Below are 17225 nucleotides of genomic sequence, written 5' to 3' on the forward strand. Positions count from 1 at the left end.
AAATAAGACATCAGGGTGTATTGTCACTTTGATGTCTTTTTTTTACGCGAGCCAACTTGACAACCTGCCAACTCGAAAACTTGTCAATTTGACAATTTTTATTCCATCTCATTAATCCATTGTTTCACCAAAGCCAAACCCTCTTTATGCACCATTTTTCTGCCTAATTCAGGCATCATGATTCCAGGGTCTGTAGATTCCATACGATAGGCTAAGATTGATTCATCTGCATTTCCCTTTACAATATCATATTTCAATCCGCCTGAGCCTTTGCCAGCAGCTATTGGTGTTTTTCCCACACCCCAGGCAGCAGGATTATCCACTGAAGCCATTAGGTGCAAGGCAGAGTTTTTGGCTGGGCCTTCTGGACGGTGGCAATGTCCGCAATTTATTTCGAGATACGCTCTTGCCCTGTCGGCTAATGGAGCATCTTTATTTTCATAATTCACTATTTTAGGTAAATCTCCTTCAGGTAGATTTGATAATAACCCATGTGATTGCCAATATTCCAATTGATTCATTTCACCTTTTTCAGTATAATCATATTCTCTATTAAGTTGTCTAGCAGAAGGACCAATAGGCATAATTTTATTGTCTTTTAAATGACAGCTTCTGCACTGATTCATGTTCGGTACACTGTAGTTGATTTTTTGAGTGATGCCTTTAGCATCTCGCCAGCTTACGCTTTTTGTAGCTCCGGCTACTTCTAGAAAAGCTTCTGTTTGTTCATCATTCCAAACATAGGGTAAAGCTTTCCAGCCTTCTTCTTCATGAATCAATAATCTGGTCTCCAAAATTCTTCTAGCTCCATTTGGCTCAGAAAAATCATTAGGATAATAGAAGTTCTTAATTAAAACACTACCGACAGGAAATTCCATGACTTCTATGGGGTGATAATCAGCACTTTTGCCTTCAGGTAATTGTACAAATCGGGCTTTATGCGCATAATCCGAAAATAGAGCTGAGTTTAATTTATAGGGATGGACATTTTCCCTTGGATATAATTCCGCTAATTCACCTTTGAAAAAATCATAGTCTGATAGTTTTTCTTTGCCTAGTTCTTTATTAGAAGTAAAGCTAAATGAAGATGGAGCGTTTTCTTGGGGTTCTTGTTTTTTGGTTTCCTGTGAATTGCACGAAATGAGAAAAAACAGGCTTAATGCTATGTAAAAATTGGTTTTCATAGATTGGTATAATATATTTTAGCATCTTTTAAACCTAAATTTTCTACACTATCTGTTTCCTTAATTAACTCACCTAATGCATAATCTTCCAAAAGATGCTCAATCTTGTTGAATTCCTCAATTGATATTTCTACGGCAATATTTTTATTGTTTTTATCCTTTATGAATTTCTTTTTAATATATTTCATTTCTGAGTCGAAAAATTCAATTACTGTAATATTATGTCAGCATCAATATTTAGTTGGGTTTTCAATTTTTTAGCAACTTCTAAAGTGATATCTCTTTTTCCTTTCAAATATTCACTTATTCGGCTACTTGGTACTTCTAATTTCTCTGCAAGTTGCTTTTGATTTAGTCCCAATTCAAACATCCTTAATTTTATAATTTCAACTAGGCTTGGCTTCCTTATCGGATAGTGTTCATCTTCATAGTCTGCAATTAAATCAGATAACTTATCCATTTTTAAAAAGTCAGGATTATTAAAGTTAAAATCATTCCCTACCTTCTTAATTAAGCGTTCTAATTCCTCGTTTGCCTTATCGTATTCTGATTTTGATTTTATTTTCAACATTCTTTTGCATTTATTTTATCATATTCAGAGTGAGTACCTATCCACCTTATATAAACTTTTTGAGACACATAAATAATAATTGCTATTAGTCGATATTGGTTCCCTTTTATATTAAACACCACCCTGTTATTTCCCACATAATCTGCAGAAGGAAAGTTTTCTTTTAACTCATTTAAATTTTGACAATCAAGCTTGGAAACTTTATTATACCAATCCTCTAGAGCAGTCTTACTATCTGCATGATCAGTATAAAAATCTGCAATATGTTTTTTGGTAACAATTCTCAAAGTTACATATAGTGTAATTATAAAACAAATTATGTAATAATACTACTCACAAACAAACTCCTCCATATTTTCATTCATGTTCTCCAAATCATTTGGTGCGTCCAAATTCACAAAATGAATATCTTTTTGGTCAATGCATAAAATTTCACTAGGCGTTTCACCCTCTGCCATAAATCCATCAAATACAATATCAGGCGGATTGAAAGGATATTTGAAATTAAATAATTTTCCAAAATCATGTTGGAAGGTAGCGAACCATTTATCATTACTGATAGTATTCTGTCTAATTTTTATATCGGAAGGATAAGGATTATAGTCTTCATCCAAATCATAATTGCTGTTTACTCTTTGAGCAGAACCTTCTTGCTCTGCATTACCTTCTTCAGTTTCCTCTTCACTTAAAGCAGAAACCAACTCATAGCTGATTATCGCAAGTCCTACTGAACGATTATCGATGATTTCATTTTCATAAATGTCCACGTTTCGAGTAGCCAAAACCATAATACCTGTTCCCGGAGGCACTACACCTACAATATTTCCAGCGGGTGCAAAATTTCTGTGATTATTCTCCCTAACCTCATTGTTATAAACTTTAATGTCCTCGCCATATTGAGTCAAACCAGGCAAATCAAAAACTAAAATTCCGCCCGTATTATTAATGGCTTTATTGCCGTAGATTTCTACAAAATTCGAATTCTCACTTTCAATACCCGCTACATTTTGATAGGCTTCATTATTTCGGATGATTACAGAATCGGACTGTCCTACATAAATGCCTGCATCGGAGGAACCAATGGCAATGCAATTCTCAATTAATACATTCTTGCAAAGCACAGGATATAGAGCATAAGCTCCATTTTTCTCGCTTACTTTCCCTGTCCATTGCGCTTTTACTTTTCTGAAAGTGATGCCGTCCGTGTCCGTTACCTTAATATTATCCCCAGCAGCATCTTCAATGGTGAAACCTTCCAATAAAATATTCTTACAATCTGCTATTTTCAGACCTTCGGCTCCCTCTTGTTGATTTTTGAAGGATAAAACAGTCCTATCGATTCCAGCGCCTTTGAATACAATATTAGATTTCTCATCTAGCAATAAGCTTTTGGTAAACTTGAAGTAGCCTTCTGGTATATTGATGGTATCTCCATCATTTGCCATAATCAAAGCCGTTTGCAAATCTTTTTCGATGTTTTGCCAACCGGCATTGCTTCTGTCTGCCACCTCAGATTCAAAGTTACAAGCTGCTAGAAGCAGAATAGGTAAAAAATAAAGTAGTCGTTGCATATCAAAAAATTTCCATCAATATACTAAATCTTGCTGATACTGTATAAACTTTCTAAATTGAGCATATACTTTACAGCAAAACCATGAAACATCTATTTCTTAGCGCAATTCTGATATTCACCTTTCATTTCTCTCAAGCACAGGTTAAATTAAATCATATAGCCGTTTATGTGGAAGATTTAACAGAGAGTAAATCCTTTTATTCCAACATTATCGGATTGGAAGAAATTGCAGAACCTTTTAAAGATGGATTACATGTTTGGTACAAATTAGGCAATTCGCAATTACATCTGATAGAAGGAGAATGGGAAGAACCCACTATTAATAAAAACAACCATTTATGCTTCAGCATAGAAGACATGGGAAGTTTTATTGACAACCTAAAAGCTGAAAATGTACCCTTTGAGAATTGGCAGGGAGAAAGTGGGGAAATTACTAATAGAGTGGATGGTGTTAAACAAATTTACTTTCAAGACCCTAATGGCTACTGGGTGGAAGTAAATGATGACTATTAAAAAACTATACAATTATGAAAACTTTAATTTTAGGAATAAGCGCTTTTTTATTAACCGCCTTTAGCTATCAAAAATCGAATAATTTAAGCGGAGGTTGGGAGACTAAAACAGATGAAGGACTGATTGGACAGTGGATAATGGTCGAAAAGCATTTTGCCGTTACCTTTTACAAAGGAAATGAATTCAAATACACTTACGGAGGAAGTTGGAATCTCACTGATAATAATCAAATCCAAATTACTTACGAATTCCATACCGATGACAAAGAGAAAGTTGGTATGACAGAAAAGCTGGACTTCGTTTTAAAAGGGCAGAAGCTAGAAATTGGAGATTTAACATGGAAAAGAACAGACGAAAACAAACCAGGAGAATTGGCGGGCGCATGGGTAATTACCGGAAGGGAACGCAACGGAGAAATGAACAGCATGACTCCGGGAGCTAGAAAAACCATGAAGATTTTATCTGGGACTTATTTCCAATGGATAGCCTACAATAGCGAAACGGGTAATTTCATGGGAACAGGTGGAGGAGATTATACTACCAAGAGTGGAAAATATACTGAAATCATAAAATTTTTCTCAAGAGATAGCAGCCGAGTGGGTGCAGAGCTTTCTTTTGATTATCAATTAAAAAATGGAGAATGGCACCACAGCGGAAAAAGCAGCAAAGGTGATCCTATTTATGAAATTTGGAGTGATCGGGTGGATTTGGGGATTTAAAATGCAATTAAAAAATATAAGTTCAACTTTGGGTGATATTCAAGAAGGGCTTTTATTTTAATAGTTAGGACAGCCTTATCCTCGCATCCACCACTACTAATTCTTTTTCGTTTCCGATTAACGGATTCATATCAATTTCTTCTATTTCAGGAGCCAAATGCACCAAAGAAGCCAGTCGGACGATAACATCTGCAAAGGCTACTTCATTTATTCCTGCTCTACCTCTATATCCTTGTATAATAGGATAGGTCTTTAAAGACTGAATCATTTTTTCTGCCTCTCTCTTGCTAAGTGGGGCTAGTCCGTTCGCTACATCTTTAATGATTTCCACAAAGATCCCTCCCATTCCACAAAGTACCAGATGCCCAAAATTTCCTTTCTTAACTGCACCTGCAAAAAACTCCTCTCCTTTTTTCATTTCCTGAATGAGTACTCCTTTGGCACCAGATATTTTCATCATTCTGTTAAACTCCTTTTTCAGAAATTCTTGAGAATTAATATTTAAGCTTACTCCGCCCACATCTGTTTTATGGATAGGCCCCAATACTTTCATCACCAATGGAAATTCCATGGATTTTTGAATATTTTCCAGACCTTTTTCGTCATAGAATTCCTGCTCTTTCACCATCTCAATCCCAGCTGCTGTTAACAACTCCCTAACAATATTGGTATCTAGATAACCGGGTTTTGATTCAGCAATGATATCCCTAATGCGACTATAGTCCATTTCCGCCAAATCATACTTCCCATAAGCAGGGACATCAATATTAGCCGCACTAGCTAAGGCTTTCCCCAAAACCACTTCATCTGGAAAATTCACATGACCTTTGTCCAAAAATTCTTGAATTTCCTTTCCTGCATTGATTAAGGAAGGCAAAACAGGGAAAATAGCCTTTTTACAGGTCTTTAATTTTTTATGCAATACTTCATAAACATCACGGACATTAAACAGACCAGGACTCCCAAAAACTACCACCATTGCGTCTATTTCTTCTAAATCTTCGCAAAAATCAATGATTTCAGCCAGTTGATCTGCCGTACCAGTTGCCAAAAAATCAATTGGGTTTGCAACAGAAGATCCCGGATGAAGCTTTTTCAAGAGATCTTTAGCTTTATCCTCATCTATTGGAGGCACATTGACGCCATTACTGCTTAAAACATCCGTTAGCATAACGGCTGAACCACCTGCATGAGTGATAATGGCTACATTTTTTCCTATGGTTTTATTTTCTTGCCATACTGCTGCTACATTTATTAATTCTTCCCTGCTATTACAATAAACAATGGCAGCTTTCTTAAATAATGCACGAATTAAAGTATCAGAAGTAGCAATTGCTCCGGTATGAGATGAAGCTGCCCTACTCCCTGCTTCTGAATAGCCAGATTTTATAGCGGCAATATGGCATCCTTTGCGAACCAATGAAGAAGCATGTTTTAAGAATTTGAAGGGATTCTTAATATTCTCTAAATACAACAATTTTACCTTCGGACTTTTCTCAGGATCATAAGTAGCGTCCATATGCTCTAAAATTTCCTCCACCCCTGTTTGTACTGCATTTCCTATGGAATATATATTCGAAAATTTTAAGCCTACAGCATGAGCTGCTTCCATGATGAAAACTGCTGTAGCCCCTGAGCTCGATATCAATTCACATCCCTCTTCATAATAATGAGGAACCGGTGTGGTGAATACTCCTTTATAATGACCATTTATAATCCCAATGCAATTCGGACCAATAATTTGTGCATTATATTTTTCGGCTATGGAGATAAGTTGATTTTCCAGATCAATTCCTTCCTCTCCAGCCTCAGCAAAGCCTGCAGAATATATGATAAAGCCTTTAGTTCCCGCTTTAGCCAGTGTTTTTACAGTCTCAACACATAAAGCTGCTGGAATACTTAAAATAGCTAAATCTACTTTGGGTAGAAGATCAATTCCAGAAATGTGGTTTACACCTTCTATTGAAATTGCTTTAGGATTTACTCCATAAATCTTTCCTTTAAAGCCACCGGAAATTAAATTATACATCACTTTCCCTCCAGGCTTGGATTGATTTTCCGATGCGCCAATTACCGCAATACTTTCAGGCTTTAAGAGTGAATTTTGAAGCATTTTGATATCAATTGTATTTGCTATTATTTAATATTATTCTCAAAATAGAATTAATCTGGCACAAAAAAAGGAGGTTACCTGTACCTCCTTCAAATATAGAAATATTTACTAAACGGGCTCTGAAACTTGAATTGGTGAAAAGTCCATGCTTACTGATGATGTAATAGAATTACTAATCAGGCAAGCTGCTTCTGCTTTTTCCATCAATCGAATTGCTCTATCCTTTTTGGACTCATCATTCAAATCGATCGATGGTCTTAAAATTATTTCTGACATTTTGAATTTACCATCTACTTTTTCTAATACGCCCTCTGCTTTGCAATCAAACTTTGAAAATTCTAAATTAGAATATTCAGCCATTGCTAAAAAAGTGGTCATAAAACAGGATAAAACTGCGCCTGTAAAAAGATGTTCAGGCGACCAAATTCCTTCTACCCCTTTAGGAAATTCAGGTGGTGTGGCTACTGTAACTTTCTCATTAAGTTGCGGTGAACTTATTAAACCAATTCGGTCTTTTTGCCATTCAAGGTCTAAATTATAGGTGTGTTTGACTTCCATATTCTTACTATTTAATTTTAGGACAAAATTATCTTTTATTATACTTTTTGAATGTAATTTTTGTTACACAACTACTTATTATTTCAAAACATATCAGCTTAGGACTGCGGAACTTTGCGGTATTAAAATCGACTTGAGTTGATCTTCAAAATCCGTCAATTTATCTATAGCTCTATGCAATCCTTCTAATGAAAAACCTTCTTTTTGAAATAGAGACTTATAATAATCAATACCTTCAAGTAGGCTGGCTTGAAAATCGTTTAAATATTTTGCTGCTTTATTGTTAGAAGCTTCCTGAAATCTATCCAGTTCTTTAAGGAAATAATTTACATAAAGCTCCAACTCTTTTACAAACATATGAGGACGCTCAATTTGATTTAAAACATCCTTTTTCCCATAAATATGTTGGATCATATTCCTGAGACTAATTTTACCACTGAAATAGGCAAGATTAGGACCCGGACAAACTGTTACACCAGCTCCTTCCAATTTAGTATCCATATTATTCTCATAGAAAAAAGCAGTGGATAAGCCTCCACATAAGCATTCTTTTTCCATGAGTTTTGAGTATTCCTCTTGGTATTTTTCCTTACTTAAATTTTCAGATTGGAGCTGCTTTAATTTAAGCTTATGGTATTTAGTAGAAGCCGTACAAATTGGTTTATCCGTAAATTCTGTGTTTAACATCAGAAATTTTTTGGTGCATGGACTTCCACTTTTTCCATTCTGTAATTTTTTGGACATTTCTTTTTGCCTGGAGGATTTTCTTAAATTATTGAATGGCACTCCCAATGGAGAAGCATTACTTAAATAAAAATCCTTTTCCTCTGCCACAGATAATTGTTGGCGAGTAGCTTCATCTATTGATACTGCTTCCGGGACCAATAAAAACGGACTTCCCCAACCCACAGAATTCAGATTATAATGATTTAAAAGAAAATCATGTTCTTCAGCATTACCCACTCCGCCTTGTGCTGTTATCTTTATTTCAGGTATTTTTTCCTGAACAATTGCTTTCTCTGCTAAGGCTTTTTGGTAAATAGGGAATAAAGTATTGACTAAATCTTCATGGTTATTTTTAAATTCTTCAAGAATTGGTCCCATGAGTTTTCCTTGGGTTGCAAAAGCATGCCCCCCACAATTCAATCCTGATTCAACTCTATATTCAGAAACCCAGATTCCTTTATTTGCTAGTAACTTTCCTTGAATCAAGGCAGACCGGTAATCGCTTACTTTAATGATCACTTCTTTTTTAAAATTGCCATACCTATCAGGAAGGAAATCATTGAACTCAGCTATATAACTGAATAGTTTGGGGTTCATTCCTGCCGATAGCACAACAGATGAAGACAAATTACTATCTGCAAATGCCCTTAATGATGAATGTCCATCATTATATTGAATAGGAAGAGCCTCATTTTCATGATAATTGGTTTTATCCAGTTTGGTCATGATATTCACATCAATTCTTCCCGGATTCAGCGTATTATGTAATGAATCTAAAAATTCGGTTTGACTAAGCTTTTTACCAAACTTAATAAGTCTTCTTTTAGCAGTTGAGTAATCAGGTAAGAGCTCAAGAAAATTGTTAAGATAACTATCGTCTGTAGCAAGTTTCACCTTATGCTCTTCAAATTTCTGAACCACGATTTTATGCATTAAATTAAGATAAGAAGTAATCCTCTTAGCTCTTGCATCTAATTCTGAAGATAAAATGGGGATAAACTCGAAATCGAATTTTTGAGAATAGAATTTTCTCACTCTTTCTATTAAAACATCATCCCCTAATGAAACTACCGAGTTAATGCCTAAATGTGCAATTCTGATTGGTGTATCAATAGTATAGGCTAATCCCATTACAGGAATATGAAAAGAATGCTGATGAGTTGAAAATGCCATAGAGTAACTTTAAAATTATCCGGACACAAATATTTTGTGTGAATCCATTAAACTTATTTGAAAATATCAAAGGTATGGGCTTGTTTTCAGACTAAACATGCTTTAAGTCAGCCAAAAAAATGAGAAGGGTCACAGTTTTTGTTAAAAGCAGCTTCTACACTCTTTGCAGGCGACTCATTGTTATAAAACAACTTTTTTCACTACAAATAAAAAGATGCATTTATCTTTTTATTTGTAGTTTTGCGGTCCTAACAATTAAGAAATTGGAGAATACTTATAAAAACAAAGCAATCTTGATCTGGCTAATTTTAGGATGTGTCCTTGTCATCAGCATGGTAGTGATAGGAGGTATCACGCGCCTTACCCAATCTGGTTTATCCATTGTGGAATGGAAACCTATTAGTGGAATTATCCCTCCTCTTAGTCAAGACGAATGGCAACAGACCTTTCAGCAGTATAAAGAAAGTCCTGAATTTATTCATTACAGAATGGATTTCACACTCTCAGATTTTAAGGAGATATATTTTTGGGAATATTTACACCGTCTTTTGGGCAGGATTATTGGCATAATTTTCTTAGTGCCATTTCTCTATTTTTGGATAAAAGGATATTTGGATTCCTCGCTTAAGAAGAAACTAATTATTATTTTTTTCTTAGGCTTATTTCAAGGGGTTTTAGGTTGGTATATGGTGAAAAGTGGTTTGGTGAATGTTCCTCATGTTAGTCATTACCGACTTGCAGCTCATTTAATAACTGCTTTCGGATTAATTGCTTATATATTTTGGGTAATTTTAGATTTTATTCCTCAAAAAAGAATTAAAAGTGGTAATTTATTCATTTGGAATCTTTCATTTCTGATTCTCCTATTTTTTCAAATTTGTTATGGGGCATTTGTTGCCGGATTGAAAGCAGGAAAGTGGTACAACACATTTCCTAAAATGGGAGAAGAATGGATTCCTTCCTCATTTAGTTATGAATTCAAGCATTACGGGCTTTGGGCTATGCTGGAAAGCCCTCCAGTAGTTCAGTTTATTCACCGTGCTTTTGCTTATATTATTTTCATTCTTGGACTTATCATCTTTTTTCAAGCCTATCGAAAATTAAAATATATCCCAAAAACAGTAATATTTCTGCTAATTTTAATTGTAGCTCAATTTAACTTAGGTGTTTTTACTTTATTATATGCCGTTCCGATAAGCCTAGGTGTTCTTCATCAAATTTTTGCGGCATTTTTAACGCTTAGTGGAATATACCTTGTTAAAGGCAGCACACCATTCGGCAAGAGCTAATTTTTTAAATACTTAATATTAGTTAAAATATACTCTTTCAAAAACGCTGACTTTTATCATACTGCAAAATGAATTATTGCAGATGTAAATCAGCAAAACCATTTTTAATCCATTTAAATATACTTTTAGCAAACCACATCTCTTGCATATCAGAAAATATTTCGCAGTTTATTTTGAAAATAAGCCAGTACAGGTATACCTTTGAACAATAAAGGACTTTTTTATCCTTTTTTATTGAATATCCACTAAAAGCAAATAGTCATGTTATCAAAATCGCAAGCACAAGCTTTTTTTCTGGGAGGGACGCTGGTCACCTTTCTGATTTTTATTGGTTTAACAATTTATTCCATGATGCCCAGCAATGATCAATCGAATCATGAAAATATCACTGATGAGGTGAAGCGTGGAAAGCACCTATGGGAAGAGAACAATTGTATGGGCTGCCATTCAATTCTTGGAGAGGGAGGTTACTATGCCCCTGAATTAACAAAAGTAGTGGACAGAAAAGGTGAGCCTATCATCAAAGCTATTCTGATGTCACCGGTTCCGTGGCAGCCAAACGGTAGGAAAATGGTGGCTTATAACATGAGTGAAGAAGATGCCGAAGCTATGATAGAATATTTTAAATGGATTGGGGAAATCGACCTCAATGGATTTGACCATATGGTATCTCCTTTGGCAAAAGATAAAGCTAAAGGAAAATAAAAAAGCAATTAAAATTTTAAAAAGATGAAATATAAATCACAAAAAGTTGCGTATTGGTTTTTTGCACTGTGTATGCTACTCTTCACTTTGCAGATTGTCTACGGGTTTGTCATGGGATTTGCTCGAATAGGTTTTGATGTTCTACACGATTTTGTCCCTTTTAATACTGCTAGGGCTGTACACACTAATTTATTGGTTGTTTGGTTACTAAGTGGATTTATGGGGGCAGCATATTATATAATACCCGAAGAAGCACAAAGAGAATTGGTAAGCGTCAAGTGGGCGTATGTGCAATTAATTTCCCTAGCTGTGGTAGGTGTGGTCGCCATAACTGGCTATCACTTTAACATTTGGGAAGGAAGAAAATTCCTTGAAATCCCAAGAGAGTTGGATTATCTGGTAGTAATAAATGTTCTACTTTTCCTAGGTATTATCATAGCCACGCTATATAAAGGAAAACGCAAAACTACTACTTCAATAGTACTCGTTATGGGATTGTTTTTTGCGGCACTTTTATATCTGCCGGGCATGATATGGTTTGACAGTCAGGTAACAGACTCATTTTTCCGTTGGTGGGTAGTACACCTTTGGGTAGAAGGTGTATGGGAATTGATCATGGGCGGTATCCTTGCTTTCCTATTGATAAAGCTAACCGGTGTGGATAGAGAAGTAATTGAAAAATGGCTATATGTAATCGTTGGGCTTACTTTCCTTTCCGGTATTTTAGGAACAGGACACCACTATTACTATATAGGGGTAAATAAAATCTGGATCATTGTAGGGGGTATTTTCTCTGCACTGGAACCACTTGCTTTCTTGGCAATGGCACTTTTTGCAGTCTATATGTATCGGAAAGGCGAAAAGAATCACCCTAATAAAATCGCATTATTTTGGACGATTGGAGCTTCCATAGTTTCCTTTATTGGAGCTGGTCTTTTAGGATTTGCTCATACTTTACCTCAAACTAATATTTATACCCATGGAACTTTAGTAACCGCTATGCATGGTCACTATGCTTTCTGGGGTGCGTATGCTATGATCGTATTGGCGATTATTAGTTACAGTATGCCTAATATGACAGGCAGAAAAAGATACAACAACACAAATGGGCATTTAGCATTTTGGCTTTCAAATATTGGAATGCTCGGGATGGTGACCGCCATGGGGGTAGCTGGAGTAGTTCAAGTCTATCTGGAAAGAAAATTAAAAATGGAATTTATGATAGTGCAGGAAGAAGTTAAAATCCACTTTGTGGTAATGCTTCTGTGCGCAACACTTTTCACTGTAGGAATAGCTTTTTACATATATGAATTCATCAAATATGGAAAGCCAACGGATGAGGCTCTGGAAAGCGAAAATCCTTTTGATGAGGATAATGATAAGATGAGTAATCAAAAAAATCAAGCAGAAGCAGTTTCATAGATTGTGGTTAGTGATGGTTGTAAGGCGCGGAGTTTGCTTGTCATTTTTGTGATGTAAAATCTCAAAAACGTCTCCGCCCTTTCATTTAACACTTTAAATACTTAAAAGATGGAAAGTTCAATTTTTTATCAGGAAATAAATAATGAAAAGGAAGTTTTTGAACATAGCTTTAAAAACAAAATCCCACTCTTGCTAAAAGGACCCACAGGTAGTGGTAAATCACGATTTGTGGAATACATGGCAGAACAACTTCAGCAAAAGTTGATTACAGTTTGCTGTCATGAGGAAACTTCAGCAACAGATTTGATAGGCAGATATATTATCAAAGGTTCTGAAACTGTTTGGATAGATGGACCACTTTCGAAAGCAGTGAAAGAAGGTGCTATTCTATATCTGGATGAAGTAGCTGAAGCCCGACCAGATGTAATTGTGGCTATCCACTCTTTGACCGACCACAGACGTGAACTTTTTATTGATAAATTGGGAGAAACGATTAAAGCAGATCCAAATTTTATGCTGATAGCCTCTTATAACCCAGGTTATCAAAAAGGTTATAAAGAACTAAAGCCTTCCACTAGACAACGATTTATTGCTCTCTCATTTGATTATCCTAAAGCGGATATTGAAATGATGATTTTGGAAAATGAAAGTGGAATTGACCACAGCAATGCCAAGAAAATAGTAAACATCGGCAATAAAATCAGAAACCTAACTGAATTAGGCTTGGCAGAAACAGTTTCAACGAGACTATTGGTTGACGCCTCTATTCTGATTAAGAGTGGTTTGGCGAAAAGACAAAGTATGCATGTAGCGGTAGTGGAACCACTTTCTGATGATGAACATACTACAACATCACTAAAAGACCTGTGTGATTTAATGATTTAATCACCCAAAATTCTTTACTGAACTACTGATGGAGTAATTCAAAATAGATCATTCTAAAATTTTAAGACATGGGATTTGAGCCGGATGAATGGATATTTGGTAAGGTAGCCAAATACTTCAAAAATAAGAAAGCAAAAGAAAATGAGCAGCTTCCTCAAAAAGTAAGTCTGGATGAAATTAAACCAAGGCTTACTTTATTGGCACGAGCTATCACCGGAAGTGCTATAGAAATCTACCCTGCAGAAGCTGAGGGAGGCTGGAAGGGCAATAATTTCTTTCTACCTATCAGTTTTTCAGAATTATCGACTAAAGAAGAAAATCTCTCCTTTTATTTTTTCAGACTCCTCTATTTATGTGTTCAAAAAGAAAAAAATATCAATTGGGAATATCCCGAAGATGACCTTTTACTTTCAAGGAAAATGGCCGCTCAAAGTGCAGAAGAGATTTTGCCGGAGCTTTTTGCAGAATTTCCAATAGCAGAAGAATTACACGCTAATTTTTACCAGTTTTTTAAGGACAAGTCTGAAGCTAATCAACCGCTAGTCTTTCACATGCTTTATGGCAAATGGATGAAGCCACATAAAAACGAGCAAGATCCTGACAAACTAGAGAACTTTGACAACAAATTGCACCAAGCCCAAGATAAGGCAGATACCATCATAAAAACCAAGGCAGTAGAAGAGATTAAAAGTCTCACCATAGACAAAAAGCAACAGGAAGATTATGTGCTTCTACACAATTTTGAAAAAGTAGAAACTGCAGAGGAGCATGATGGCGTATGGCGAGATTTTGATGGATCAGATGAACTTGAAAAGCATCAAGACGCATTGGAAGAACTTAAAATGAGGCAAACGGTACGGGTAGATGAAGCCGTACATTCTGTTTATCAGGCAGATTTCGTAGAGCAAACTACCATAGCTGAAAGTGCGGAAAAAGAAAGTGATGCCTTTTATATTGCATATGATGAATGGAATTTTAAAACCAATAGCTATAAAAGGGATTTTTGTAAACTATTTCCTGATTTTTTGAAGGAAACAGATATTCATTATTATCAAAATACCATCCAAAAGAATAAAAGTGTATTGAATTCTTTAAGAAAGATGGTCGCTTCCATTAACAACAAAGCCCGACAGCAAAAGAGGCTTACTTCCGGAGGCAATTTTGACCTTGATGCTTTGGTGGATTTCTATACTGATATTCAAGCCAAAAAATCGCCTGATGAGAATATTTATGTTGACAACAGGAAAAAAGAAAAAGACCTTTCCTTAACCTTATTGTTAGATTTAAGCCTTTCAAGCGATAGCTATGTCAATAATAGAAAAGTATTGGATGTTGAAAAGGAGGTCTCTATTCTTTTTGGAGAAATATTGAATGAGTTTAACATTGATTTCTGCATTGATGGCTTCTATTCCAAAACCAGAAATCATTCTAGCTACCTTACCATTAAAGATTTTGATGAAAAATGGTCAAGTGCCCGCTATAAAGTGGGAGCCATTGCCCCAAGCGGTTATACTAGAATTGGTACTGCGCTCAGACATGCCGGCACCAGATTACAAAGTAGGGAAAGCCAGAATAAATGGGTGATTCTACTCAGTGACGGTAAGCCAAATGACTATGACAGATATGAGGGAAAATATGGTGTGCAGGATGTTAAACAAGCCCTTAAGGAATTCAACCAAAATAATATTAACTCCTATGCAATAGCCATAGAATCGCAAGCCAAATATTATTTACCTCAAATGTTTGGACAAAACCATTATCAGATACTTTCCAAGCCAGATGATTTGATTCACTCTTTAGTGAAATTATATACAAAAATTAAAAATCAATAGTTATGCAAATACCTGAAGAAATAGCAAAATTGCCCGAATGGCATCCGCTTAATCATTATATAAAAGAGATTGACTTATTACAAAATATCATCTGGGAATTAAGAACAGTAAAGGCTTCAGAGGAGCCGCAAGTGTTTTTCAATCTCTTCAACAAATTGACCACTATAGACAAAAGGTTTGAGCGTAAAGAAAACCAACTTTTTCCTTATCTGGAAAAAAGAGGATGGAACGGCCCGTCTCAAAACATGTGGTCCTTTCATGATAATTTAAGAGATCAAATTAGACTATTGAGAAAATCCTTTGAGGAAAGAGAATTCGAAAAAATTGATCAAAATATTCACTATCTGTTAGATGGGATCAATAATTTGATGGCAGTAGAGCAAACTGTTTTATTTCCTAATGCGCTCCAAATATTGGAAGAACAGGATTGGAGACAAATGGAAAAAGGAGAGGTGGAAATTGGCTGGATGCCCGAATGTGAACCTTCCCCTAAAGAAAAACCAGAATATGTGCACCCATCCAAGGATGAACAAGCCAAGGATCTCACTTTTCTAGATGAAAAAAGTGCCCATTATGACGAGGGCTACATGACGGTGGAGCAAGTTAATTTGCTTTTCAGAACCATTCCTGTTGACATCACCTATGTGGATGAAAATGACAAAGTGATTTTCTATAACAGAGGAGAAGAGCGAGTATTTCCTAGAAGTGCGGGCATTATCGGCAGAGAAGTTAAATTTTGTCATCCCCCGAAAAGTGTAGGGAAAGTTCTACAAATTTTGGAGGCTTTCAGAGCTGGCAATAAGAGTGAGGCTTCTTTCTGGATTAATTTCAAAGGACGCTTAATCTACATCAGATACTTCGCTGTTCGGGACGATCAGAAGAATTACAAAGGCGTAGTAGAAATGTCGCAAGACATTACAGATATAAAAGATATTGACGGAGAAAAAAGATTATTGGAATGGAGCTAACATCAAGAATTCAGCAGAATAAAATGAACTATAAAGCAATATCATCACCTCCAGGAGGAATCTTGCTTTGGATTTTGATTTTACTAGAACTTTTTACTTTTGGACTGGCACTAGCAGGTCTTATGTATTACAGATTTCAAGAGCCTGAGTTATTTGCACAATCAACTGCCGTATTAAACAAAACGCTGGGAGGTATTAACACCATTGTATTATTGACAAGTGGATTTTTCATGGCGGCAGCAGTTCATTTCTTTAAAAAAGAGAATATCAAAAACGGCATCTATTCCATGCTTGCTACTATTTTGATCGGCTCTGCATTTTTGTTCATTAAGTGGTTTGAATATGAAGAAAAACTTAATGTAGGCCTTGGGGTGGAGGAAAATATGTTTTTCACCTTTTACTGGTTGTTAACAGGCTTCCATTTCATTCATGTGATAGTAGGTTTAGTAATTCTCACCTTAATTCTTGTGAAAATAACTAATAATAAGAAAGCCATTAAAATAGAGGATATTGAATCAGGAGGTGCTTTTTGGCATATGTGCGATTTAATATGGCTACTGATTTTCCCAGCGCTATATCTGGTTTTTTAATAATTGAAACTTTAAAACATAGATGAAATGAAAAGATTGATTTTGATTTACCTCATTTTGATAATATTAACTGTTGTAAGTGCTTATTTTTCGGGTATTGGAATGGATCTGGCATGGATTCCGGCAGGAATTGTGATGACTCTTGCTGTATTCAAATTTATTTTAGTGGTAATGGAATATATGGAATTGCGCAGAGCACATGGTATTTGGAAATTCAGTGTTATCCTACTAGCCGTAGTAACAGCCTTAATTGTAGGGGTTTTTGGAGGGGTTCAGATTTAGATTTGACTAAGTGGTACGAGCTTCTCAGCTCGTACCGAAAATCGATGATTTCAAAAATGAATGGAAACTTCCATTGAAAAAAGGTAATATAGAAAGCTTAGTAGTTCTATTATCCAGCGCCA

18 protein-coding genes are annotated in these 17225 nt (G+C 35.6%); 10 read left to right on the forward strand and 8 right to left on the reverse strand.

The window, feature by feature from the left end:
- Positions 1–98 precede the first annotated feature (98 nt).
- The 5 genes from ABWH96_RS02590 to ABWH96_RS02610 are packed head-to-tail and all read right to left on the reverse strand — an operon-like array spanning position 99 to position 3326.
- Positions 99–1184, reverse strand: a complete 1086-nt coding sequence (locus tag ABWH96_RS02590; protein WP_375579983.1) for an SO2930 family diheme c-type cytochrome — start codon at positions 1182–1184, stop codon at positions 99–101.
- The gene (locus ABWH96_RS02595) at positions 1181–1372 is read right to left on the reverse strand and encodes a hypothetical protein (protein WP_375579984.1); all 192 of its coding nucleotides are present in this window, start codon (positions 1370–1372) and stop codon (positions 1181–1183) included. The genes ABWH96_RS02590 and ABWH96_RS02595 overlap by 4 nt, the downstream gene beginning before the upstream one ends.
- Positions 1373–1392: 20 nt before the next feature.
- Positions 1393–1755 (reverse strand): type II toxin-antitoxin system HigA family antitoxin, encoded by a 363-nt coding sequence (locus ABWH96_RS02600; RefSeq protein ID WP_375579985.1) that lies wholly within the window; start codon positions 1753–1755, stop codon positions 1393–1395.
- Positions 1749–2042: a type II toxin-antitoxin system HigB family toxin gene (locus tag ABWH96_RS02605; protein ID WP_375579986.1), complete on the reverse strand. Its 294-nt coding sequence runs from the start codon at positions 2040–2042 to the stop codon at positions 1749–1751. The genes ABWH96_RS02600 and ABWH96_RS02605 overlap by 7 nt, the downstream gene beginning before the upstream one ends.
- A gap of 42 nt (positions 2043–2084) precedes the next feature.
- On the reverse strand, positions 2085–3326 hold the full coding sequence (locus ABWH96_RS02610) for a parallel beta-helix domain-containing protein (RefSeq protein ID WP_375579987.1): 1242 nt from the start codon (positions 3324–3326) through the stop codon (positions 2085–2087).
- 83 nt (positions 3327–3409) lie between these two features.
- Here ABWH96_RS02610 and ABWH96_RS02615 point away from each other — a divergent pair, with 83 nt between their 5' ends.
- Positions 3410–3841, forward strand: a complete 432-nt coding sequence (locus ABWH96_RS02615) for a VOC family protein (RefSeq protein ID WP_375579988.1) — start codon at positions 3410–3412, stop codon at positions 3839–3841.
- A gap of 14 nt (positions 3842–3855) precedes the next feature.
- The gene (locus ABWH96_RS02620) at positions 3856–4560 is read left to right on the forward strand and encodes a membrane or secreted protein (RefSeq protein WP_375579989.1); all 705 of its coding nucleotides are present in this window, start codon (positions 3856–3858) and stop codon (positions 4558–4560) included.
- A 64-nt stretch (positions 4561–4624) separates the two neighbouring features.
- On the opposite strand, the gene ABWH96_RS02625 is transcribed toward ABWH96_RS02620, so the two are convergent.
- The 3 genes from ABWH96_RS02625 to ABWH96_RS02635 all read right to left on the reverse strand — a co-directional run bounded on the left by ABWH96_RS02625 (position 4625) and on the right by ABWH96_RS02635 (position 9130).
- Complete coding sequence (locus ABWH96_RS02625; RefSeq protein WP_375579990.1) at positions 4625–6673, reverse strand: acetate--CoA ligase family protein; 2049 nt, start codon at positions 6671–6673, stop codon at positions 4625–4627.
- 108 nt (positions 6674–6781) lie between these two features.
- The gene (locus ABWH96_RS02630) at positions 6782–7231 is read right to left on the reverse strand and encodes an OsmC family protein (RefSeq protein ID WP_375579991.1); all 450 of its coding nucleotides are present in this window, start codon (positions 7229–7231) and stop codon (positions 6782–6784) included.
- 93 nt (positions 7232–7324) lie between these two features.
- On the reverse strand, positions 7325–9130 hold the full coding sequence (locus ABWH96_RS02635) for a hypothetical protein (RefSeq protein WP_375579992.1): 1806 nt from the start codon (positions 9128–9130) through the stop codon (positions 7325–7327).
- A 293-nt stretch (positions 9131–9423) separates the two neighbouring features.
- Between ABWH96_RS02635 and ABWH96_RS02640 the strand changes: the two genes are divergently transcribed.
- The 8 genes from ABWH96_RS02640 (at position 9424) to ABWH96_RS02675 (ending at position 17103) form a co-directional block, all read left to right on the forward strand.
- Positions 9424–10419, forward strand: coding sequence for a COX15/CtaA family protein (locus tag ABWH96_RS02640; RefSeq protein ID WP_375579993.1), 996 nt, complete (start codon positions 9424–9426; stop codon positions 10417–10419).
- 261 nt (positions 10420–10680) lie between these two features.
- Complete coding sequence (locus tag ABWH96_RS02645) at positions 10681–11124, forward strand: c-type cytochrome (RefSeq protein ID WP_375579994.1); 444 nt, start codon at positions 10681–10683, stop codon at positions 11122–11124.
- Positions 11125–11148: 24 nt separating this feature from the next.
- Positions 11149–12546 carry a cbb3-type cytochrome c oxidase subunit I gene (locus tag ABWH96_RS02650; RefSeq protein ID WP_375579995.1) on the forward strand — a complete coding sequence of 466 codons (1398 nt, stop codon included), beginning with the start codon at positions 11149–11151 and terminating at the stop codon, positions 12544–12546.
- A gap of 108 nt (positions 12547–12654) precedes the next feature.
- Complete coding sequence (locus ABWH96_RS02655; protein WP_375579996.1) at positions 12655–13431, forward strand: CbbQ/NirQ/NorQ/GpvN family protein; 777 nt, start codon at positions 12655–12657, stop codon at positions 13429–13431.
- A gap of 68 nt (positions 13432–13499) precedes the next feature.
- Positions 13500–15263 (forward strand): nitric oxide reductase activation protein NorD, encoded by a 1764-nt coding sequence (locus ABWH96_RS02660; protein ID WP_375579997.1) that lies wholly within the window; start codon positions 13500–13502, stop codon positions 15261–15263.
- 2 nt (positions 15264–15265) lie between these two features.
- Positions 15266–16231 carry a DUF438 domain-containing protein gene (locus ABWH96_RS02665; RefSeq protein WP_375579998.1) on the forward strand — a complete coding sequence of 322 codons (966 nt, stop codon included), beginning with the start codon at positions 15266–15268 and terminating at the stop codon, positions 16229–16231.
- On the forward strand, positions 16222–16821 hold the full coding sequence (locus ABWH96_RS02670; protein ID WP_375579999.1) for a cytochrome c oxidase subunit 3: 600 nt from the start codon (positions 16222–16224) through the stop codon (positions 16819–16821). Before ABWH96_RS02665 ends, ABWH96_RS02670 begins: the two co-directional genes overlap by 10 nt.
- 27 nt (positions 16822–16848) lie before the next feature.
- Positions 16849–17103 (forward strand): cytochrome C oxidase subunit IV family protein, encoded by a 255-nt coding sequence (locus ABWH96_RS02675; RefSeq protein ID WP_375580000.1) that lies wholly within the window; start codon positions 16849–16851, stop codon positions 17101–17103.
- The last annotated feature ends 122 nt before the right edge of the window (positions 17104–17225 follow it).

The organism is Marivirga tractuosa, from assembly GCF_042140215.1.
Taxonomy (GTDB): domain Bacteria; phylum Bacteroidota; class Bacteroidia; order Cytophagales; family Cyclobacteriaceae; genus Marivirga; species Marivirga tractuosa_A.